A 22212-nucleotide genomic window follows, 5' to 3' on the forward strand; every position below is an offset into this window, starting at 1 on the left:
AGACTACACACAGCAATATATGTATTACTTGGTACATACAGCCTATGGCGTTATAGGCTGTGATAGCAATTCACTGGGAAACATTCGTTTCGATGAAAGGAATATTAATTTAATAAGAGAGTTTATTCTTTAAGAATCCTCTTAATAAATAGAGCCAGGAAAAAGAAATTTTAAGAAAACGACTTTTTTGCGGAAATTTTTAAGAGTGGGTTATTTTTGGGAAGAAATGAATTTATTTTTCCAATAAGAAACAAGAAATGCATTCACTTATTTTATAATTGCGCGAGAAAATAATATTCTCGCGCAGTTATTTGGTTATTTTACATTCTTTTTGCCAAAATATTTTTCTGATGAGAGCATATCTTCTTCAGGCTCGGGAACTTCATTCATCCATGCCAGTAGTAAGCTGTAAGAAACAGCCAGAACGACAGGGCCAATAAATAATCCAATAACGCCCAGCGAAAGTATGCCACCGATAACGCCAGTGAGAATTAAAATCATGGGCAGGTCAGCACCGAGGCGGATCAGGAAAGGCCGCAACACACCATCCATTGTGGTCAGAATGACACTCCAGACAACCAAAATAGTTCCCCATGTTGTATCCCCTGTCCAGTAAAGCCAAGCGATAGAGGGAATGAGAACCAGAAGAGGTCCAAGCTGGGCAACGCAACAAACAAACATCAATAACGTCAGTAGCATTGGGTAAGGGATGCCTGCAATGGCCAACCCGACCCCACCAGCAATGGCTTGCACCAGTGCTGTGACCACAACGCCAAGAGCCACAGCCCGGATGGACTTCGCTGCCAGCAACACTACGGCATCGCCACGTTTATCAGCCAGCCGGACAGCAAAATGGCGGATGCTCAGCATAACTTGCTCGCCTTTCCAATAAAGTAAGACACTGAATACAACCATGAGTGCTAAATGGAAAAGGAAACGGCCTGCATTGGCGGCTTGAGTCAGAAACCATGTTGTCGCTTTGCCAATATAAGGTGGAATTTTATTGAGGAGCATGTTACCGCCATCAGCGATCAGGGCCTGCCATTTAAGATATAAATCTTCGCCAACGACAGGAACACGGTTTAGCCATTCCAGATGCGGCAATTGAATGGTAGAAGGCGATTTTGCCCAGGCAATCAACGGAGCGCTGTTCTCTACTAAGCTACTGACAAGTAGCGCGATGGGGATAACAAATAGCAAGACTAATAATAAAGTCATAATGGCTACAGCTATCCAACGTTTTCCCCATAAGCGTTGTTGTAATTTTTCTAATAGTGGCCAAGTAGCAATGACAACCATTCCTGCCCAAATAAAGCCAAAAATAAAAGGGCTTAAGACCCAAAAACTGGTCGTGATGAGCAATAAAATGAAAAATAATGCAAATAATAGTTTGGGCAAGTCCTGGTATGGTTGCGATTTTTCCATGAAATAATTTCCCGTTTCGATTGAATACACTGTTGGCAATACCAATGGTAATTAACTATACGTTATTTCGCCAAAGGCTCAAAATTGATAAATTTGTGATATGGTTTAAAGCCTTCCTGCTCGGAAAGTTGTCTGAGTAACATTATCGAAGATAGTATATAAATAAAGCAATGTGGATACTAATTACAAAAGGGGCAACCTGCCAATGATCCCACGTATATCCCAAGCCCCCCATGTCAGTGAACTGACTCAGGATTATTTGACTGCACTGAAAGAAGCTGGTTTTACTGGAGACACCGCCAGCAGTTATGCCGACAGGCTGACGATGTCAACAGATAACAGTATTTATCAACTATTGCCACAGGCGGTTGTGTTTCCGCGCTCCAGCGCAGATGTTGCACTGCTGGCAAGGGTTGCCGGAGAAACGCGTTTTCATGCCTTGACCTTTACTCCACGTGGTGGAGGAACCGGTACAAATGGGCAATCACTCAATAATGGCATTGTGGTGGATATGTCCCGCTACATGAAGCGTATTCTGGAGATCAACCCAGAGCAGGGATGGGTTAAGGTTGAAGCAGGTGTAATCAAAGATCAACTCAATCAATATCTAAAACCTTATGGTTATTTCTTCTCTCCTGAACTCTCGACCAGTAACCGTGCCACGTTGGGCGGGATGATCAATACAGATGCTTCCGGTCAGGGATCTCTGGTTTATGGTAAAACCTCTGATCATGTACTTGGTGTGCGGGCTGTTTTATTGGGCGGGGAAATGCTTGATACCCGCTTGATGGACACGGCGCTGGCGGAATCGGTTGCTCAGGATGATACAACGATAGGGCGTGTCTATAAAACGGTATTGGAACGATGCCGTGAGCAACGAGAATTAATCATTGAGAAATTCCCCAAGCTCAATCGATTCCTGACCGGGTACGATTTGCGCCATGTATTCAGCGATGATATGCAATCATTCGATCTGACGAGGATTTTGACCGGCTCTGAAGGCACCTTGGCTTTTATTACGGAAGCAACTCTGGATATTACGCCACTGCCAAAAGTCAGGAGGCTGGTGAATGTCAAATATGATTCCTTTGATTCGGCTTTACGCAACGCCCCCTTTATGGTGGAAGCCAAGGCTCTTTCGGTAGAGACGGTGGATTCTAAGGTTCTCAACCTGGCACGTGAAGATATCGTTTGGCATTCTGTGAAAGAATTGATTACTGATGTGCCCGACAAAGATATGCAAGGGTTGAACATTGTCGAGTTCAGCGGTGATGATGAACAGCAAATTGAGCAGCAGATTAAGCACCTTTGTTTGCGCCTTGATGAATTGATGGAAAAAAATGAAGCGGGGATCATTGGTTATCAAACGTGCCATGATTTGGCAGATATTGAACGCATTTATGCCATGCGGAAAAAATCTGTCGGATTACTTGGTAACAGCAAAGGAGCCGCTAAACCTATTCCGTTTGTTGAAGATACCTGTGTTCCGCCACAACACCTTGCTGATTATATTGCTGAGTTCCGCCAGTTATTGGATAGCTATCAGCTTGATTACGGTATGTTTGGGCATGTTGATGCCGGTGTTTTGCATGTGCGTCCTGCACTGGATATGTGTGATCCACAACAAGAAGTGTTGATGAAGCAGATTTCTGATGAAATTGTCCGTTTAACAGCCAAATATGGTGGTTTGTTATGGGGTGAACATGGCAAAGGATTCAGGGCAGAATATAGTCCGGCGTTTTTTGGCGATACTCTTTATGATGAGTTACGCCGGATAAAAGCAGCATTTGATCCACTTAATCGATTGAATCCGGGGAAAATTTGTCCACCCATTGGCATTGATGCCCCGATGATGAAAGTCGATGATATAAAGCGTGGCACTTACGATCGCACGATTCCAGTCAATGTAAGAGAGACGTTTCGTGGGGCGATGGAATGCAATGGCAATGGCCTGTGCTTCAATTTTGATGTCAAAAGCCCCATGTGCCCATCCATGAAAATCAGCCAACATCGTATTCATTCCCCCAAAGGCCGGGCAACACTTGTCCGGGAATGGCTGCGGCTTTTGACAGAGCAGGGAGTTGAACCAAAATTATTGTCGTCAGGGCTGGAGCAGGAACGCCCCAGTTTGCGGGGGCTGATTGAAAAAACACGCTATAGCTGGCGGGCATGGCAAGGTGAATACGATTTTTCACATGAAGTGAAAGAAGCTATGTCAGGTTGCTTGGCCTGCAAGGCCTGTTCAACCCAATGCCCAATCAAGATTGATGTACCTTCGTTCCGTGCTCGTTTTCTGGCGCTTTATCACAGCCGTTATATGCGCCCGTTGCGCGATCATATTGTGGCTAATGTTGAACACAGTACGCCATTAATGGCAAAGGCTCCGCGGGTATTTAACTTTTTCCTGAAACAACCGTGGGTGCAAAAAATTAGCCAGCGCACTATTGGCATGGTTGATTTACCCCTGCTTTCTTACCCAACATTGCAACAGCAACTGGCAGGCCACTATGCAGCAAGGACAACGCTGGAGCAGTTGGAAAACTTGCCATCATCCCAGCGTGAGCAGCACATTCTGATTGTGCAAGATCCTTTTACAAGTTATCACGATGCGAAGGTGGTCAGTGATTTTGTACAGTTGACTGAAAAATTGGGATATAAGCCGGTTTTGTTGCCATTTTCACCCAACGGGAAAGCCCAGCATGTTAAAGGCTTCCTGAATCGGTTTGCCAAAACGGCTAATAAAACGGCTGAATTTCTCAATCGGGTTTCGCGGTTGGGGATTCCGATGGTTGGTGTTGATCCTGCTTTAGTGTTGTGTTACCGAGATGAATATAAAGAAATTCTTGGCGAACAGAGGGGGAGTTTTAACGTTCAGTTGGTACATGAGTGGCTAATTGATATCCTGCAGGGCAAATTGTCCCAAGGGAAATTCACTGATGCAGCTTCCAGCCATGACTGGTATTTATTGGGGCACTGTACTGAAGTAACGTCACTGCCTAACAGCGGCAAACAATGGGCTGATATATTTCATTATTTCGGCCATCAGTTAAATAATATTAGTGTGGGATGCTGCGGCATGGCAGGCACTTATGGCCATGAAAAGAAAAATCTGGAGAACTCGCTTGGCATCTACAAACTTTCATGGGCTCCGGCATTGGAGAATCTATCTTTGGATAATTGTTTGAGTACGGGATATTCATGCCGCAGTCAGGTGAAACGTATAGAAGGAAAATTAATTAAACATCCATTGCAAGCCTTATTGGAGATAGTGCCGTGATTTGGAAACGTAATATAGATATGACTTCACTGAATGAAATGAATCGTAAAAGCATGGTATCGCATGTAGGAATTGAATTTACTCAGCTTGGCGATGATTTTATTGAAGCAATAATGCCTGTGGATCAACGGACAAAACAGCCGTTTGGCATTTTGCATGGTGGGGCGTCTGTAGTCTTGGCTGAAACACTGGGTTCGTTTGCTGGATATCTTTGTTCCGAGGGGGAGCAGAAAGTGGTAGGGGTTGAAATCAATGCTAACCATCTGAAATCTGTCCGTGAAGGTACTGTTAGAGGCGTCTGTAAACCTATTCACCTTGGGCGTTCACATCAGGTTTGGCAGATTGATATCTATAATGAACTACAACAATTATGCTGCACATCTCGTCTGACAACGGCTATTTTATCTTAATAACATCCGATTAAGCCGTCTCATTACGTTTTTGTTCCTGTCATTAGGTGGCAGGGACAAGCTGGTATGCTCTATTGTGAGCATAATTTACTATGAACACAGTTTACTACAGGCATTGTTTACCTCGAATAAGATAGAATAGTCCCGCAAAATAGTCTATTAGTTAACCACAAACATTCAAGTATGATTTCAGGGAGCATGTATGAATCGGTTTTTAACTATTGTCGGCATGTGCTTGATTGGTATGTTATCTTTAAGTGGATTGGCTAATATTGCCCATGCTGCCGAGTATCCTTTACCGCCTGCCAATAGCCGTCTTATTGGTGAAAATAGCACCTATACTGTGTCCGATGACAATCTCCCGTTGGAATTTATTGCAGCGAAATACCAAATAGGCTTATTGGCAATGTTGGAAGCTAACCCTGGGGTGGATCCATATTTGCCGAAAGCTGGTACTGAGCTGATTATTCCATCACAAATGTTACTTCCAGATACACCACGTCAGGGAATTGTCATCAATCTGGCTGAACTTAGGCTCTATTATTACCCTAAAGGAGCAAACAATGTCATCGTATACCCTATTGGTATAGGGCAACTTGGGCGCAATACGCCAACAATGACAACATCGGTCAGTCAGTTGATCAAACATCCAACATGGACACCGACCGCCAATATTCGCAAAGATTATGCCAGCCGGGGAATTACTCTGCCTGCCGTTGTGCCTGCTGGGCCAGAAAATCCAATGGGAGACTTTGCATTACGTCTGGCCGCCGGGCGGGGTGAATACCTGATCCACGGGACAAATGCAAATTTTGGCATTGGGATGCGTGTCAGTTCTGGCTGTATTCGCTTGCGGCCCGATGATATTGAAGAGTTGTTCCGAACAGTGCCGAAAGGGACTCGTGTGCAGATCATCAATGAACCGGTAAAATATGCCGTGGAGCCTGATGGCAAACGTTATGTCGAAGTGCATCAGCCACTGTCGAAAACTGAGTCAGATGATCCACAGTTGATGCCAATTGTACGTTCTACGGGGTTGGTCGAATTTATTGATAATCCTGCCACAGATGAAGTTATTGTTGATCAAGCGATTAATCGTCGTTCAGGCATGCCAGTACAGGTAAATAAAGGTCAGGTTCCAGATAATCCAAAGGGAGTGAGTGTCTCAAAACCTATTGAAGCAGTACCTGTAGAAAATAGTGAAGAAGCCATTTCTGGAATTAAACCAGCAGACGTTTCATCATTGCATCAGCCAGAGCCAATTTATCAGCCGGGTATTTAGCTGTTGTGAGGAAGGGCGGGAAACTGTCATTTTTGCTGGGAGTCAGGGAGAGATAAATAAAATGGCGTACAACTGAGTACGCCATTTTTTTATTAGTACAAGTTTATTTCTTGTATGAACGGACTTGGTTATTAAGGCGTTGATTTGCACGAGCCGCTTCGTCTTTAGCTGATTGTACATCAGAACGGATAGAACTGAGGTCATTGCTCAGCTGGTCAACTTTAGAACCCAGAGTTTGAACCTGAGAAGCGAGCTGTTCAACTTTAGTCGCGCTCGAACAACCAGCCAACAGAGTAGAAGCCAGAATTACTGCACCAAATACAACTTTAGTACGATTCATTACATTACCCTCTAGATTAAGTTAATCTCCAAGTAGCCTTCTAAGTATTACACAAACTATTTTAGAAAGAGAATAAATTTTTGCTACAAAAAAAATTTTACTGTTCTTTATCTCAGAATAATCCAATAAATTTTGGATATCGGTAATAAAATAGAGATTTTTCACTTATTTCAAATTGAGAAAACAAGCTAATGTAATCGCCTATATCTCACCAAATTTATTGCAAAAACGACATGTAATAGAAAATATAAAAACTTCAAATTTTCTTCTGTTTTATGGATGTGAATATTATTTCATGATTAACGTGCCACCGAAGATTAGGCAGCACGTTATTTATGCTTTCAGAAATTAATTAACAAAAATTTAAAGCACGTGAACAGAAGAGGTATTGGTTGTACCGCTTGGTACCAGCGCACCGGATACCATCACGACGACTTCACCTTTATGCGCCATTCCACTTGCCAGAGCTGCTTCTTTACCGATACGGTAAAAATCATCAGTAGAAGCAATTTCTTTGACTATCTGAGTAGAAACGCCTTTGACCAGCAACAATTGGCGAGCGGTGATTTCATTCGTGGTCAGCGCCAGAATCGGAGCGTTAGGGAAATATTTACGGATAGATCTTGCAGATTTACCGCCATAGGTAGCCACGACAATCAGTGGCGCTTCCAGTTTTTCTGCAATTTCGACAGCGCCACGACTGACTGCTTCGGTAACACGCAGTTTCTGGGTTTTAGTACTTTCAATGCGGCTATTCATAACGCGATCTGTACGTTCACAGATAGTTGCCATGATAGAAACTGCTTCAATAGGGTATTTCCCTTTAGCACTTTCACCAGAAAGCATAACCGCATCAGTACCATCCAAAATGGCATTGGCAACATCACCGGCTTCAGCGCGGGTAGGGCGTGGGTTTTTGATCATGGAATCCAGCATCTGGGTTGCAGTAATCACAACTTTACGTGCCGCATTACATTTTTCGATCATCATCTTCTGTGCGAAGATAACTTCTTCTACAGGAATTTCGACACCCAGATCACCACGAGCAACCATGATACCGTCTGATGATTCAAGAATTTCATCGAAATTGTTCAGACCTTCCTGGTTTTCAATTTTAGAAATAATTTGAATATGTTCGCCACCGTGTGCTTTAAGGTGCTCACGGATCTCCAGTACATCGGCACGTTTACGGATGAAAGATGCTGCGATGAAATCTACGCCTTGCTCACAACCGAATACCAGATCTTGTTTATCTTTCTCTGCCAGTGCAGGAAGGTTGATGGAAACATTTGGCAGGTTAACACCTTTATTTTCGCCCAAATCTCCATTGTTCAATACTTCGCAGATGACTTCAGTTTCAGTGACTTGTTTGACTTTCATGGCGATCAGGCCGTCATCAACAAGAACAGTGTTACCTTGAGCCAAATCAGCCGGCAACCCAGCATAAGTCACGGCTACGCGTTCTTGATTGCCGATGACGGATTTGTCTGTTGTAAAGGTGAAGGTCTGGCCTGCAGTAAGGGATACATCATTACCGCCTTCCAGTTTCATGGTGCGGATTTCAGGACCTTTAGTATCCAGTAGGATTGCTGCTTTTTTGCCTGTTTTCGCTGTGACTGCGCGAATATTTTTAATACGTTGACCATGCTCTTCGTAGTCACCGTGAGAAAAATTCAAACGCATTACGTTCATGCCTGCGTTTAGCAGCTCCGTCAATTTCTCTTCGGATTCTGTTTTTGGCCCGATAGTACAAACAATTTTGGTTTTTTTCATGACAATCTATCTACTGGTTTTAATGGATTAAAAGAGTGAATCGCCAACCATTGACATTTATGCCAACAATCGCCTGGTATTGTAAGTTGCGCAACATAATGGAAAAGGATGGCAAAACGCGTCAAATGGTTTTTTAGCGCACAGCCAGACATACGCAGGTATGCGAACTGGAAGCAATTAATTATCTGTGGTTTTTTCTGAGTTCGGTAAATCAATTGGCTGAAACCATTCAACTTATGATAGGGACGTATTATAGAGACTAATTTCTGTGAAATGAATCAAAAAAATGGTTCTTGAAAAGATTTATATGAGGAAAAGGGGCAACAGTTCAGCTCATGTTAAAGAAATCAGAGAGTTGTTGCGCAAACAGGATGTAATTGAATTTTTAGTGAGAAAATAATTGGAGGACATTTAGTGTAAGTAAATGAACAGGAAATGGAGAGGGTAGAAAAATAATATAACGAGGAAGCAGAAGAAAAACAGGGTTGAATGATATATGGTGCGTCCGAGTGGACTCGAACCACCGACCCCCACCATGTCAAGGTGGTGCTCTAACCAACTGAGCTACGGACGCACTTGAGAATTTTTGTTTCAGTCTGAAATTTGGTGCGTCCGAGTGGACTCGAACCACCGACCCCCACCATGTCAAGGTGGTGCTCTAACCAACTGAGCTACGGACGCAATCTAAATTTCTGTGGCTGACAACGGGGACGAATATTAACGGGCACTGCGCATTCTGGCAAGGGAAAAAGTGCAAATTCTTGTTCAACTGCTCGCATTTACATCTTTTAGAACGAATTTACAGCTTTCTCCCTTAATGCTGATAATTTGATGTACGAAATTATCAGCAATTGAATTAATGAGAGGATCGATTCAAAACAAACTGAACAGGTTGTTTTTGTGTCCACATAATCCGATAACCCATCATAAATGCTGCGGCAGTGAGACCAATGATGAACCCAATCCAGAATCCCTGTGGCCCCATTGGTTCCGTAACATAATCAGTCAGTGCCAGGATATAGCCACTGGTCATCCCGAAAAGCCAATAAGAAATCAAGGTGATAAAGAAAATAGAACGCGTGTCTTTATAGCCACGCAATACACCTGATCCAATAACCTGAATGGCATCTGAAAGCTGATAAATTGCAGCAAACAGCATTAAATGGGAGGCAAGAATGACAACTTCGGTATTGTCGTTGTACATAAACGCGATTTTTTCACTGAACAGTACCGTGAAAGTTGCAGTCGCACAGGCAATAATCAAACCGACAATCAGACTGGTATAAGCCGCGACTTTAGCGCCTTCGGTTGATCCTTTACCCAGATTATAGCCAACACGGATAGTTGCAGCGATCCCCAATGACAGAGGGAACATAAACATCATTGAACTGAAATTGAGGGCTATTTGGTGACCCGCAACGGCGACCACGCCAAGTGGAGAAACCAACAATGAAACAACCGCAAACAGGGTAACTTCAAAGAACATCGCAAGGGCAATAGGTAAACCAAGTAATATAATCCGTTTCTGGGTATACCACTTGGGTGCCGAAAAGTTGTTAAATGTTTGGATGTCTTTTTGACTGGGGGAACATTTAACATAAGCCAGAAGCAGCAGGAACATTACCCAATAAACAGTCGCTGTTGCAACACCACAACCGACACCACCTAATTCTGGTGCACCGAATTTACCATAAATGAAAATATAGTTAACGGGAATATTAACCAATAACCCGGTAATACCGATGACCATGCCTGGCTTAGTTTTCGACAATCCTTCACATTGACTGCGCAAAACCTGAAAAAACAGATAGCCGGGTGCTCCCCACATGATGGCGTGAATAAAGTCTGTCGCCTTTTGGGCTAATGCAGGATCAATATTATGTTGCGCTTCGATAATGAATTGGCTGTTATACAATAACGCAATAACAAAGATAGAAAGGAATGTCGCCAGCCAAAAACCTTGTTGAGTTTGCCCGGAAACTTTTTTCCTCTGACCAGAGCCATTCATATGCGCAATTATCGGGGTTAAAGCGAGCAATACACCTTGACCGAATAAGATAGTAGGTAGCCAGATTGATGTGCCTACGGCAACAGCTGACATTTCAATTGCACCGGCTTTACCGGCCATGACTGTATCGACGACCCCCATTGCAGTTTGTGAAAATTGTGCAATGATGACGGGGATCCCCAAAGCGAGCAAACTACGCGCTTCATTTAAATATTTCTGCACGTACTACACCTTTATTTAATTGATAATTAATTGAAAAAACAAGTAATACTTTTGCGAGCAAACGATAGTAGTCGAAAGGTATCGCTTATAAGCAATCGCATTGTATAGGACTCATTTTTATTAATCCAATTGTAGTACGATGCTTATACTCAATAAGTGACGCTTTAACTATGCTTATCCTCATGTACAGTGGTGCTCGAAAGTAATACAGCACTATAAGTGAAGCAGTGAATATGTTGCATAGTGTTTAAAGTAATGCTGTTTAAAATGATAGTGTTTAAAGTGATAGTGTTTAAAAACAGTGGGTAGGTTAAACTAACTTGCTATGTGAAATGATTAAAGAGGTTCGCATGTTTACAGGTATCGTTCAGGGAAAAGCACCGATAGTTGCCATTGAAGAAAAAACGCACTTTCGGATCCATACCGTTAAATTTCCGGCTGAATTATTACCCGGAATTGAAACGGGGGCTTCTGTTTCCCATAATGGTTGCTGTTTAACAGTGACTAAAATTGATGGTGATTTAGTTAGTTTTGATCTGATGAAAGAAACGCTGCGGTTAACTAACCTTGGTGAACTTAAAGTTGGCGATATCGTCAATTTGGAAAGGGCAGCCAAATTTGGTGACGAAATTGGCGGGCATTTGATGTCTGGCCATATCATTACAACTGCTGAAATTGCAAAGATATTTACTTCAGAAAATAACCATGAAATTTGGTTTCGAGTTCACGATAAACAGCTGATGAAGTATATCCTGCATAAAGGTTTTATCGGTATTGATGGGATCAGCCTGACAATTGGCGATGTTGTAAATAATCGCTTTTGTGTGCATTTAATACCAGAAACGTTAGAACGTACAACGTTGGGTAAAAAGCGTCTTGGGGCAAAAATCAATATTGAAATTGATCCACAAACTCAGGCGGTTGTAGATACCGTTGAACGGGTTATGGCACAACAAGAACAAACAAAATTATTGATTCAAGCGGAAGAGCAATAAAAAATCTTATTGAATTACCGTGAATTCAAATCGCCTTAAATTACCGTAATACAAAGCACAGTAATCAGGGAGTAATAGCAATGATGTTATAGCTATATCACTCCAAAATATAAAAGCTACAGAAATTGTTCTTCTGTAGCTTTTTAGCTCTCTCAGAGACGTTTTCTACCTAGGGACTCTTAACCCTTTCTCAATACCTCGCGGACTGAAAACAACCTGCCACAATTGAATATCCCTGGCACGGAATGCACCTGCACAGGCATTCAGATAATAACTGAACATCCGTTTGAAACGTGGGCTGTAGTTATCTTCAATTTCATGCCAACTGGCAATAAACCGCTCATACCATGCCATGAGTGTCCGATCATAATCGGCACCAAAATTGTGCCAGTCTTCCATCACAAATTTTCCATTACTTGCCTTGGCTATCTTTGATATTGATGGTAAACAGCCATTTGGGAAAATATATTTTGTGATCCAGGCATCGGTTCCCAATTTATCACGATTGGAACCGATGGTGTGGAGAAGGAATATTCCGTCAGGTTTCAGATTTTTTTTCACAATATCAAAATAGTTGGCATAATTTTTGGGACCAACGTGCTCGAACATACCGACGGAAACAATGCGATCAAACTGAAAATTTAAATTCCGGTAGTCTTCAAGAATAATTTTTACATCCAGATCCTGACAACGCTCTTGGGCAAATTTCTGCTGTTCTGCGGAAATCGTCACACCAGTAACAGAGACGCCGTAGTTTTTCGCAGCATAAGCGGCTAAGCCACCCCATCCACAACCAATATCCAATAATGTCATGCCGGGGGAAAGCTGTAATTTTTCGCAAATCAGACGAAGCTTATGGGTTTGAGCCTCTTCCAATGTGTCAGCATCTTTCCAGTAACCGCAGGAATATTGCATATAAGGATCAAGCATGTGGGTAAAAAGATCATTGCCTAAGTCATAGTGTTCTTCGCCGACAATCCAAGCTCTTTTAGGAGACTGTAAATTAAATATGCGAGAAGTAACTATTCTTAAAATATCTTTGGCATTTTTAGGTATACGATGTTCTAAACCAGCCCGTAATATTTTATGAAAGAAAATATCAAGGCGATCACATTCCCACCAACCATCCATATAACTTTCACCCAGCCCCAGAGAACCTTCTTTTAATACCCGCTTATAAAAGTCAGGGTTTTTTATGCATATATCGGAAGGGCGCTTGCCGTTGATTTCAATATCAGCTTCCTGAAGTAATTCCTGAGCAATTCGATGCCAAGAGTCAGTTGTTGTGTTTTTACCTTCAACGAAAGATGAACTCATATACTCTCCAACATTTGTGTGGTGGAATTTTGAGGTATCACTTTTTAGCTGATTTTTATTATGTTAAAGCTATATAAACTTATCTGGAAATGATGAGAAAACTATAAAAAACCGCGAACGGTATTTTCATCCTGAAATGAAAGGGAGCTTCACTGCCCTGAAAAACCTCAAGTTCCAAGTTTTTAGAATAATGAATCGGTATGAGTATATGAGTGAAACAACATTTAAACAATCGACAAAAGGTCACACATTAGCGTGACCTTTAGATAATAATGTTCTTAGATATTATTTTTTAAAAAATAGCATTATTTGCTTAATCATTTTTTTTGGTTTTTTTCTTTTGTAACCAATAGCCAAACGCCATCGGCACAATAGTGGAAACCATAACTGTTGTTGTCGAAAGGAGAGGATTATTCATAAAAATAGAAACAATCATACTTGCGAAAAAGCACAGACCCAGTTGCAGAGCATTTTGTAATGCGGCGGCCTTGCCACTGCTATTGGGGTAAACAGAAAGTGCGTTAGCCACAGCAATTGGATAGGATGCGCCGTTCATTGCAGCCATGATACAAAATGGAACCAAAATAGCCATAAATGAAGGTTCATTTAAAACGGAAAGCAAATAAATGATGAACATGCTCACCGAATAACCAATCAGCAGGAATGGAAATACCGTTTCGCTTTTCACTTTTTCCAGCAGGATGCGACAACCATATCCACCGATCATAAATGCCAGAGTTTGAGGAATGTAACTCAACCCAATATCGGTAGGGTTATAGCCCATATTTTCCAGAATTATTGGTGAACCTGTCAGCCAAGCAAAAAAACCAGCACTGCAAGCAGCATAAATCAACACGTTACCGCTAAAGACAGGTGAACGGAGCAATGCGAAGAAAGAAATTGATTTCTCATTGACATTGACTTCAGTGCTCTTGTTTTTCTTGGCTAGGAAAAATGTTGGTATCAACAATAAAAGTGTCACGATCATTAAAACAAGAAAAATGATTTTCCAGCCAGCGTGTGACAATAACCATGCGCCTAACAATGGAGCCAGGGCAGGGGAAAGGGCAACTAAAGGCATGATCATGGCAAAAACACGTTTAGCGCGCTCTGCATCGTACCTGTCAATGACCAGCGCCTGCCAAGAAACCGCTGCGGAACAAACACCTACCGCCTGAATAAATCTCAAGACAAGCAATTGTGTCGCATCAGTTATCCAAATCATACCCAAACAGCTAATGGAAAACAGAGATAATCCGATAATAAGTACAGGCTTTCTGCCTATGCGGTCTGACAATTGCCCCCATAAGAGCTGAGCAAAAGCAAAACCCGCAAGAAAAATACTGAGGCTTGCACTAATGGCATTTTCTGAGGTATCCAAATCTACTTTCATTGCACCAAAAGCAGGCAGATACATATCGATAGCCAAATAACCGAGCATGCTCAGGCCAGCGAGATAAAACATAAATGGAATTGAATTTTTATTTGTCGCCATGGTGTTCGTAACTTGATGTGGTAATTGATAAAAGAATACCCGACTTATTCTATATGGCATGATTTTTACTTGTGAAACGGTAATATTTGCACCATGCTGTGAAAAAAATTGAAAGGAAGATATATGTGGTCTGAATACTCTCTGGAAGTTATTGATGCTGTTGCCAGAACAGGAAGTTTCAGTGCGGCAGCATCAGAACTTCATCGTGTACCTTCTGCTGTAAGCTATACAGTAAAACAGCTTGAAGAATGGCTGGCAGTACCTCTATTTGAGCGACGTCACCGTGACGTGGACTTAACTGAAGCGGGAGCCATTTTTGTCAAAGAAGCTCGCTCTGTTATCAAAAAAATGCATCACACTCGGCATCAATGCCAGCAAGTTGCCAATGGTTGGCGGGGGCAATTTAGCATTGCCGTGGACAGGGTAGTGAAACCTGAGAGAACTCTCCGGCTCATTCTCGATTTTTATCGGCATTTTCCCGATATTGAGCTGTTTATTTACCCCGAGGTTTTCAATGGGGTATGGGATGCGCTGGTGAATGAACGGGTGGATGTTGCGATTGGTGCAACGCGGGCATCTCCCGTTGGTGAACGATATAACTTCAGGGACATGGGATTCATGCCTTGGTTATGTGTCGTCAGCCCTGAGCATGAATTGGCGTCAATATCGGGGAAATTAAATGACGATCAAATGCGACCTTATCCCAGTTTGTGTCTTGAAGATACTTCACGCAGTTTGCCTAAAAGGGATACATGGGCGTTGGATAACCAACGGAGACTGGTTGTCCCTGATTGGGATGCAGGGTTGAATTGCCTGATGGATGGTTTGTGTGTTGGAATGGTGCCCAAACATCGTGCATTGCCTCTTATCCGCAAAGGAAAACTGACAGCACTTGAACTTGAACAACCATTGCCTGATAGCCCATGCTGCTTGGTATGGTCGCAAAAAAGCCATTCACCAGCATTAAGTTGGTTATTTGATTATCTCGGGGATAGTGAAACACTTAATGCTGAATGGTTGCAAGAAAACTAACTGTCAGCGACGGTAATCGATAAAAGGCCCATCTGCGACGGAGCGCCGTTCAACAAGGCGTGGGTGAACTTCAATAGTTTGTGCATCTTCACGCTTATTGACGATCCTATCCAGTAGCATTGAGAAAGCCATTTGCCCCAGCCGTTCTTTGGGCTGGTGAATGGTTGTCAATGCTGGGGTAAAATAGCGGGCATTTCGGATATTGTCATAACCAATAATGGAAATGTCTTGTGGTACACGCAAACCTAATTCATCAGCGGCGCAGATTGCTCCCATTGCCATGACGTCGCCCCCGCAAAAAACAGCTGTTGGGCGGTGTTTCTGATTTAGGATCTTACACATAGCTTGGTAACCTGATTCTGGTTCGAAATCACCTTGCACAATCCACTCATCGCGAATAGCGATATTGGCCTCTTTCAGCGCCTTGAGAAAGCCTTGGTGACGCCCGCCACCTGTATTTCTTGCCAATGGGCCAGGAATGGAAGCAATATCACGGTGCCCGCGTTCAATAAGATAGCGACCAGCCAAGTAACCGCCATGAAAGGCATTGTCGATGATGGCATCGGTAAAATCCCCTCTGGACTCACCCCAATCCATTACTACCATAGGAATATTGCGATAGTCTTCTAACATGCCTAAAAGTTGTTCAGGATATTCTGAACACATAACCAGCAAACCATCTACGCGTTTTTGCGCCAACATGGCAAGATATGCTTTTTGTTTATCAAGGTTATTATGGGAATTACATAAAATCAGAGTGTAACCCTTGCTGTAGCAACTATTTTCAACAGATTCTATGATTTCAGCAAAATAGGGGGCTTCGCTGGATGTTGCCAATAATCCGATGGATTTTGTGTGGTTAACTTTCAAACTACGGGCAACGGCACTGGGAGAATAGTTCAGTTCTTTAATAGCAGCCCAAACTGCAGCCTTAGTATCTTCGGCGACGAAACGGGTTTTATTGATAACATGGGATACGGTTGTGGTAGAAACACCAGCGCGTTTGGCCACATCTTTAATCGTTGCCATGATAAAAAGGACTCCTGACCTTATGGTCTAAATTTATATATTCTAACTTTTCAAGTTGCTGATTGATTCGCCGTATCTGCTTGTCGATACGCTTTAACTTGAAATATAGATAATTGTTAATCGTTTACCAACATATTTATATATGAGGTGATGGGTTGGCAACAATTTAGCGATAAACATTGAATTTTGTCTGATCTAGCTCAAAAGTGAAAGTGATAATCGATGTTATAAAGAGTATGAATTTAAGTTGGTAGTATAATTTACAAACAATGCAGTAAATAACCATCTAAAATTATGGTGTTAGGTATCTTGCTTTTCACATTGAGGATGTTCTATGGATACAGATCTGAAGTTGGGATTGTTGGCTGCCGGTAGCGCATTAATCATGATTGTCTTTCTGGCAAGCCTTTGTCTTATTAATTGAGAGCTAGAAAAATAATTGACGTATAACACCGTTTGTATTTAGGGTTGGTTTTCTGACATTCATAATCAGAGAATGGAAGAAAACCAGCCCTTATCATTTCAAACTGGCATAAGAATCAATCTTATTAAGCCAGGTTTTCTTCAACAAATGCCCAGTTGACCAAAGCCCAGAAATGCTCCAGATATTGTGGGCGGGCATTACGGTAATCGATGTAGTATGCGTGTTCCCAAACGTCGACGGTCAGAACTGGCTTATCTTCGCCAGTCAATGGAGTTGCTGCATTGGAAGTGCTGACGATAGCCAAACTTCCGTCAGCTTTTTTGACCAACCATGTCCAGCCGGAACCAAAGTTTTTCAGTGCAGCGTCAGTAAATTGTTGTTTGAACTCAGCAAAAGAACCGAAAGCATTGTTGATGGCATCCGCTACTTTTCCAGTTGGTTCGCCACCGCCATTTGGTGACAGGCTATGCCAGTAAAAAGTGTGGTTCCAAACCTGTGCAGCATTATTGAAAACGCCGCCTTCAGATGTTTTGATGATTTCTTCCAGGGATTTTCCGGCAAATTCAGTATCTTTGATAAGATTATTCAGATTTACAACGTAGGCGTTGTGGTGTTTGCCGTAGTGATATTCCAAAGTTTCTGCAGAAATGTGTGGTTCCAGGGCATCTTTGGCATAAGGTAATGCTGGTAATTCAAAAGACATTGCATGCTCCTTTTTAATATCGGGTTTTCAGCTCTGTAGCCATGATTTTTAAGATTAATCATGGTCAGGGCAAATTTAGGATTATTATCTTGTTGCTATTTTGGTAATTATCTTAACAACTTTTCTGTCAAATAACAGGGAAAAAGATGCTATTTGGCAGAAGTTGGCGTAGATCTAAACTATCTGATGTATTTGATGTAGTTAATGTGATTAGTTGGAATAGAAATATTGAATGGTTATTTGTCTCAATTGCTGTTGAGGCACATCATGGCAAACACTTACCTTAGCAAAAACGTACTGTCCTATAGTAAAAATGGACTATGGTAAGGCCGTGTCATGACGAAACTTTATAGTGAAAATTGGCTCCAGAAAGTTCTCTGTAGAAAAATGAGCGTATAAAGTGGTATTCTAAATCAATCTTTTCTGATTCTGAAAATAGTGCTTGCAGTTTTAAGGAAGCAAAAATGACGACAACTAATACCAATACTAACACCGCTACTGATACAACTAAGGCGATCGTTGAGAAGATTGAGCGCCAAATTAAAGAAAACCCAATCCTGCTGTATATGAAAGGTTCTCCAAAATTGCCAAGCTGTGGTTTCTCGGCGCAAGCAGTACAGGCTTTGTCTGCTTGTGGTGAACGTTTTGCTTACGTGGATATTTTACAAAATCCTGATATCCGCGCTGAATTGCCTAAATATGCAAACTGGCCGACATTCCCTCAACTTTGGGTTGACGGCGAACTGGTTGGTGGCTGTGACATTCTGATGGCCATGTATCAGAATGGTGAATTACAGGCTCTGATCAAGGAGACTGCTGATAAATATCGTGAGCAGTCTGCAGAATAATCTGCTGAAATGATAAACCAGACCCCGTGCCTGCAATAAGCACGGGGTCTGATACTTTAGGAATCGTTTTCAGTGGAAGGTTCGGAAGGCAATGGCCAACCGCCGAGTCGCTTCCAGCGATTGACGAGTTCGCAAAAAAGTAAGGCAGTGCGATCAGTATCGTAAAGTGCGCTGTGTGCTTGGGTGCTATCAAACGGTATTCCCGCAGTGATACAAGCTTTGGCTAGAATTGTCTGACCAAGGACTAATCCACTAAGTGCTGCGGTATCAAAAGTCGCGAACGGATGGAATGGATTGCGTTTCAAACTGGAACGTTCAGCAGCGGCCATAACAAAACCGTGATCAAAACTGGCATTATGGGCAACCATAATTGCACGGTTACAATTCGTCTCTTTCATACCCTTGCGGATCATTTTGAAAATAGCATGCAGGGCAGTGTATTCACTGACCGCACCCCGTAGGGGATTTGTGGGATCAATACCGGTGAATGCCAGTGCAGCAGGATCAAGGTTGGCACCTTCAAAAGGGTCAATGTGGAAATGCAGCGTATCAGCAGGCATTATCCAGCCTTCTTCATCCATTTTTAAAGTAATTGCAGCGATTTCAAGTAAAGCATCTGTACGTGCATTAAACCCGCCAGTTTCGACATCAATGATAACGGGGTAATAGCCACGAAAGCGTCCACTTAGCAAGTTTTGATCGTTTTTATTAGACATCTGATTTTCAGTTCTTAATAACTTCAGGATTTTGTTTTTAACTCTGGAATAGCAAGTATTATGACAAAATTTGGCGCATCTTGCAGGGGTAATGCTGACCTAATTAAAAAGGGCAAGAAAATACGCCCTTTTTAATCTTGTTTGTATACTGCAAGTTACATTTTGAAATCTATTGGGGATTGAAAGGAATAAATAATCAATTTCCTAACGCATTGCTTGCGCTGCTGTTCTCGATGAGTTCTATTTTATAGCCATCAGGATCTTCAACAAATGCAATGACAGTTGTACCACCTTTGACTGGCCCAGCTTCACGGGTTACATTGCCACCAGCAACTTTGATGCGCTCACAAGTTGCAGCGACATCATCAACACCCAAGGCAATATGCCCAAACGCAGTTCCCATTTCGTAGTTTTCAACACCCCAATTGTAAGTCAGCTCAATAACTGCGCCTTCACTTTCGTCACTATAGCCAACAAATGCGAGAGAATATTTATACTCAGGGTTTTCACTGGTACGAAGTAAACGCATGCCCATTACTTGAGTATAGAAATCAATCGAGCGTTGTAAGTTGCCAACACGGATCATTGTATGGAGTAAACGCATGATTACCTCTTGATCTTTATTAGTTTTATTGCGAAACATTGCTTATTGTACAGCATGGCTTTATTGCAAATATAGTCTTAAATATGAACAAGTTACTATAATTTAACACAGTAGTCCTAGCCGTATACGCCTAATCAACTATAACACTTGTCTGCATAAAATAATTCAATTTGTCCTGCCGTTTATTTAGTTTCGTTTTGTTATTATTTTATTTTTAATTGTTATCTTATGGTCATATACTGACCACATAGAAACCTCCATATGGAAAAGGTTGATGAATCTGAGTGCAGGAGGATCAAATGGCTGAACAATTAGAATTTTTTGCTATTCCAAATCCCTGCCGGGGAATTTGTGAATCTGATTCTCGTGGTTTTTGCCGAGGGTGTTATCGGAGCAGAGAAGAACGATTTACATGGATGAAGTTATCGAATAGTGAGAAAAGAAAAATATTGCGGTTATGTCATCAGAGATATCTAAAAATATTAACATTAAAAAGAGAAGGTAAAGATATTATGCCGAGACAACCTGATTTATTTTAATTTTATTCTGAATTGATCGAAAAGTGTCAATTAGGTGAATAATAATTTAGGATTGCTTGAAAAATAAAAAGTGTTACCAGCAATAAATGATGTAATGCGTGTATTATATTTCTTTAATTTGACTTAAGTTAATTTTAGATATCGGCTTCGCTGGCCGGTTTCAGTATTTAAGTAAAAATTTCTTATTAAAGAATTATTTATTGTTCGATAAAAGAGCTGTTTTTTTATCTTGTTGTTTTATATATTATTTATAATAAAATGGACGTTCTCTGTAAGAGAAAAATGATATTAATGTAAAAATATATAGATTAGTATTTGGATGGCGGTTATTCTTATAGAACTTTAACCGAGTGGAAATGTATATATTTTGAGGGTTTGTATTTTTTTTGTTGATATTTAAAATTAGAATAGTTTAGTTGGAGGATTATTTTATACAGTTTATATCGTTGGTGGATTAATGCGCGAATTTATTCGGTGCGCCATAGAACTTCGCTTTTTAGAGCGACGAAGATGTCAACTTTAAGTAACAAGCCAACGCGACACACTAATTAAGTAATTAGCGAAATATCTGACTCTGCTAAATGTATAAGCATGATATAGAGTGCGTATCCATTATTCATATGAATAAACTGATTGGATAATTCATTGATGTTATATGAGTCTCTAATTATAAGGAGGGGTAATTGGAATTGACATTGGGATCAGACCTAGCACGTTTAGTCCGTGTTTGGCGCGCTTTAATTGATCATCGTTTGAAACCGTTGAAATTAACTCAAACACATTGGGTTACTTTATACAATATTAGTCAGCTACCACCAGAGCAATCACAGATACAGCTCGCGAAAGCTATTGGTATTGAACAACCATCTCTGGTAAGAACTCTTGATCAATTAGAAGAAAAGAAACTGATTACACGTCATACATGTGCCAATGACCGACGAGCTAAAAGAATCAAATTAACCGGGGAATCGGAAACTTTTATCCAAGAAGTGGATAGTGTTATTGATTCGACAAGGAAAGAAATTTTGGAGGGAATTACTCACGATGAGTTAATCCTACTTGCTTCTGTAATAAAAAAAATTGAAAAAAACATCAGTCAATTACATAAACAGGTAATATAAAAATTAACCTATAATAAAATCGCGGTCCAGATCTTGATCAGCCGCGATTTCTTGGTTTTGTATTCTCTGAGTTTTTCAGAGAGGTGATACAGTGAGAGAATCTCCGCTACCAGCAATCTTGACGCGTTGTCCTCTGCTAAATGGAACTTTATCTAATTTCTGCACCACGATGATGTTTTTTCCGCTATCCGTACGAACTCCTAGCTCAACACCTTTCGTTTGGTCTATGTATCCTTCAATCCCTTGACCAGCCATACTACCAGCAATGGCACCGGCAGCCGTAGCGAGTCTTTGACCTGAACCGCCACCGACTGTATTACCCAATAACCCGCCTAAAACAGCCCCACCAATGAGACCTAACATATTAGGATCTCCAGCTTGACTGCCTTTAATAGTGACAGGGCGTACAGACAGAATAGTGCCATAGGTTACGGCCTGAGCCTGTTTGACTTGACCAATCGAATAAGTATCACTAGAAAGCGCTCCCATGTCTGCACAACCTGACAATGTTGTTACTACAACTGCACCAACCAGGAAACGTTTAAACATAGTCACTCCTAAATTTAATGCCCGATAGGGAAGCTTGATAATAAACTGACTATCAAGCATGCGCTACTGTTAGCAGAAAACTCCCAGTAGAGAACTTATGGTT

The 22212-nt window shown here is 41.6% G+C and carries 19 protein-coding genes and 2 tRNA genes; 8 read left to right on the forward strand and 13 right to left on the reverse strand.

Going from position 1 to position 22212, the window contains the following annotated elements:
* Nucleotides 1-315: 315 nt before the first annotated feature.
* On the reverse strand, nt 316-1425 hold the full coding sequence (gene ydiK / locus FE392_RS12720) for an AI-2E family transporter YdiK (protein WP_319930590.1): 1110 nt from the start codon (nt 1423-1425) through the stop codon (nt 316-318).
* Between the two features lie 205 nt (nt 1426-1630).
* Here ydiK and ydiJ point away from each other — a divergent pair, with 205 nt between their 5' ends.
* From ydiJ to FE392_RS12735, 3 genes are all read left to right on the forward strand, one after another.
* A complete protein-coding gene (ydiJ, locus tag FE392_RS12725) occupies nt 1631-4702 on the forward strand; it encodes a D-2-hydroxyglutarate dehydrogenase YdiJ (RefSeq protein ID WP_319930591.1) in 3072 nt (1023 codons plus the stop codon).
* Nucleotides 4699-5112: a hotdog fold thioesterase gene (locus FE392_RS12730; RefSeq protein WP_319930592.1), complete on the forward strand. Its 414-nt coding sequence runs from the start codon at nt 4699-4701 to the stop codon at nt 5110-5112. The genes ydiJ and FE392_RS12730 overlap by 4 nt, the downstream gene beginning before the upstream one ends.
* 202 nt (nt 5113-5314) lie before the next feature.
* On the forward strand, nt 5315-6394 hold the full coding sequence (locus FE392_RS12735; RefSeq protein WP_319930593.1) for a L,D-transpeptidase family protein: 1080 nt from the start codon (nt 5315-5317) through the stop codon (nt 6392-6394).
* A 103-nt stretch (nt 6395-6497) separates the two neighbouring features.
* Here FE392_RS12735 and FE392_RS12740 read toward each other — a convergent pair whose 3' ends face one another.
* The 5 genes from FE392_RS12740 to FE392_RS12760 form a co-directional block, all read right to left on the reverse strand.
* Nucleotides 6498-6734 carry a major outer membrane lipoprotein gene (locus FE392_RS12740; protein WP_092509406.1) on the reverse strand — a complete coding sequence of 79 codons (237 nt, stop codon included), beginning with the start codon at nt 6732-6734 and terminating at the stop codon, nt 6498-6500.
* Between the two features lie 363 nt (nt 6735-7097).
* Nucleotides 7098-8507: a pyruvate kinase PykF gene (pykF, locus tag FE392_RS12745; protein WP_319930594.1), complete on the reverse strand. Its 1410-nt coding sequence runs from the start codon at nt 8505-8507 to the stop codon at nt 7098-7100.
* A gap of 497 nt (nt 8508-9004) precedes the next feature.
* Nucleotides 9005-9081 (reverse strand) — tRNA-Val (locus tag FE392_RS12750).
* Between the two features lie 30 nt (nt 9082-9111).
* Nucleotides 9112-9188 (reverse strand) — tRNA-Val (locus FE392_RS12755).
* 175 nt (nt 9189-9363) lie between these two features.
* A complete protein-coding gene (locus FE392_RS12760; protein ID WP_319930595.1) occupies nt 9364-10737 on the reverse strand; it encodes an MATE family efflux transporter in 1374 nt (457 codons plus the stop codon).
* A gap of 350 nt (nt 10738-11087) precedes the next feature.
* On the opposite strand from FE392_RS12760, the gene FE392_RS12765 reads away from it, so the two are divergent.
* A complete protein-coding gene (locus FE392_RS12765) occupies nt 11088-11732 on the forward strand; it encodes a riboflavin synthase subunit alpha (protein ID WP_319930596.1) in 645 nt (214 codons plus the stop codon).
* 165 nt (nt 11733-11897) lie between these two features.
* On the opposite strand, the gene cfa is transcribed toward FE392_RS12765, so the two are convergent.
* Entirely contained in the window at nt 11898-13049 is a 1152-nt protein-coding gene (gene cfa, locus FE392_RS12770; RefSeq protein ID WP_319930597.1) for a cyclopropane fatty acyl phospholipid synthase, read from the reverse strand.
* Nucleotides 13050-13362: 313 nt separating this feature from the next.
* A complete protein-coding gene (gene punC, locus FE392_RS12775; protein WP_319930598.1) occupies nt 13363-14544 on the reverse strand; it encodes a purine nucleoside transporter PunC in 1182 nt (393 codons plus the stop codon).
* A 123-nt stretch (nt 14545-14667) separates the two neighbouring features.
* Between punC and punR the strand changes: the two genes are divergently transcribed.
* Nucleotides 14668-15576 (forward strand): DNA-binding transcriptional activator PunR, encoded by a 909-nt coding sequence (gene punR, locus FE392_RS12780; protein WP_319930599.1) that lies wholly within the window; start codon nt 14668-14670, stop codon nt 15574-15576.
* Nucleotides 15577-15579: 3 nt separating this feature from the next.
* Here punR and purR read toward each other — a convergent pair whose 3' ends face one another.
* Nucleotides 15580-16605: an HTH-type transcriptional repressor PurR gene (purR, locus tag FE392_RS12785; protein ID WP_319930600.1), complete on the reverse strand. Its 1026-nt coding sequence runs from the start codon at nt 16603-16605 to the stop codon at nt 15580-15582.
* A gap of 548 nt (nt 16606-17153) precedes the next feature.
* Complete coding sequence (gene sodB, locus FE392_RS12790) at nt 17154-17732, reverse strand: superoxide dismutase [Fe] (RefSeq protein WP_319930601.1); 579 nt, start codon at nt 17730-17732, stop codon at nt 17154-17156.
* Nucleotides 17733-18196: 464 nt separating this feature from the next.
* Between sodB and FE392_RS12795 the strand changes: the two genes are divergently transcribed.
* Nucleotides 18197-18580: a Grx4 family monothiol glutaredoxin gene (locus FE392_RS12795; protein WP_319930602.1), complete on the forward strand. Its 384-nt coding sequence runs from the start codon at nt 18197-18199 to the stop codon at nt 18578-18580.
* Nucleotides 18581-18636: 56 nt separating this feature from the next.
* On the opposite strand, the gene rnt is transcribed toward FE392_RS12795, so the two are convergent.
* Both rnt and gloA read right to left on the reverse strand, forming a co-directional pair.
* Nucleotides 18637-19296, reverse strand: a complete 660-nt coding sequence (gene rnt / locus FE392_RS12800; RefSeq protein ID WP_319930603.1) for a ribonuclease T — start codon at nt 19294-19296, stop codon at nt 18637-18639.
* A gap of 196 nt (nt 19297-19492) precedes the next feature.
* Entirely contained in the window at nt 19493-19900 is a 408-nt protein-coding gene (gloA, locus tag FE392_RS12805; protein ID WP_319930604.1) for a lactoylglutathione lyase, read from the reverse strand.
* A gap of 299 nt (nt 19901-20199) precedes the next feature.
* Here gloA and FE392_RS12810 point away from each other — a divergent pair, with 299 nt between their 5' ends.
* Complete coding sequence (locus FE392_RS12810) at nt 20200-20439, forward strand: DUF1289 domain-containing protein (RefSeq protein ID WP_319930605.1); 240 nt, start codon at nt 20200-20202, stop codon at nt 20437-20439.
* A gap of 683 nt (nt 20440-21122) precedes the next feature.
* On the forward strand, nt 21123-21560 hold the full coding sequence (gene slyA, locus FE392_RS12815; RefSeq protein WP_092509432.1) for a transcriptional regulator SlyA: 438 nt from the start codon (nt 21123-21125) through the stop codon (nt 21558-21560).
* Nucleotides 21561-21635: 75 nt separating this feature from the next.
* On the opposite strand, the gene FE392_RS12820 is transcribed toward slyA, so the two are convergent.
* Nucleotides 21636-22109, reverse strand: coding sequence for an outer membrane lipoprotein (locus FE392_RS12820; RefSeq protein WP_319930632.1), 474 nt, complete (start codon nt 22107-22109; stop codon nt 21636-21638).
* Nucleotides 22110-22212 lie beyond the last annotated feature (103 nt).

The organism is Xenorhabdus santafensis (genome assembly GCF_033949405.1).
Lineage (GTDB): Bacteria > Pseudomonadota > Gammaproteobacteria > Enterobacterales > Enterobacteriaceae > Xenorhabdus > Xenorhabdus santafensis.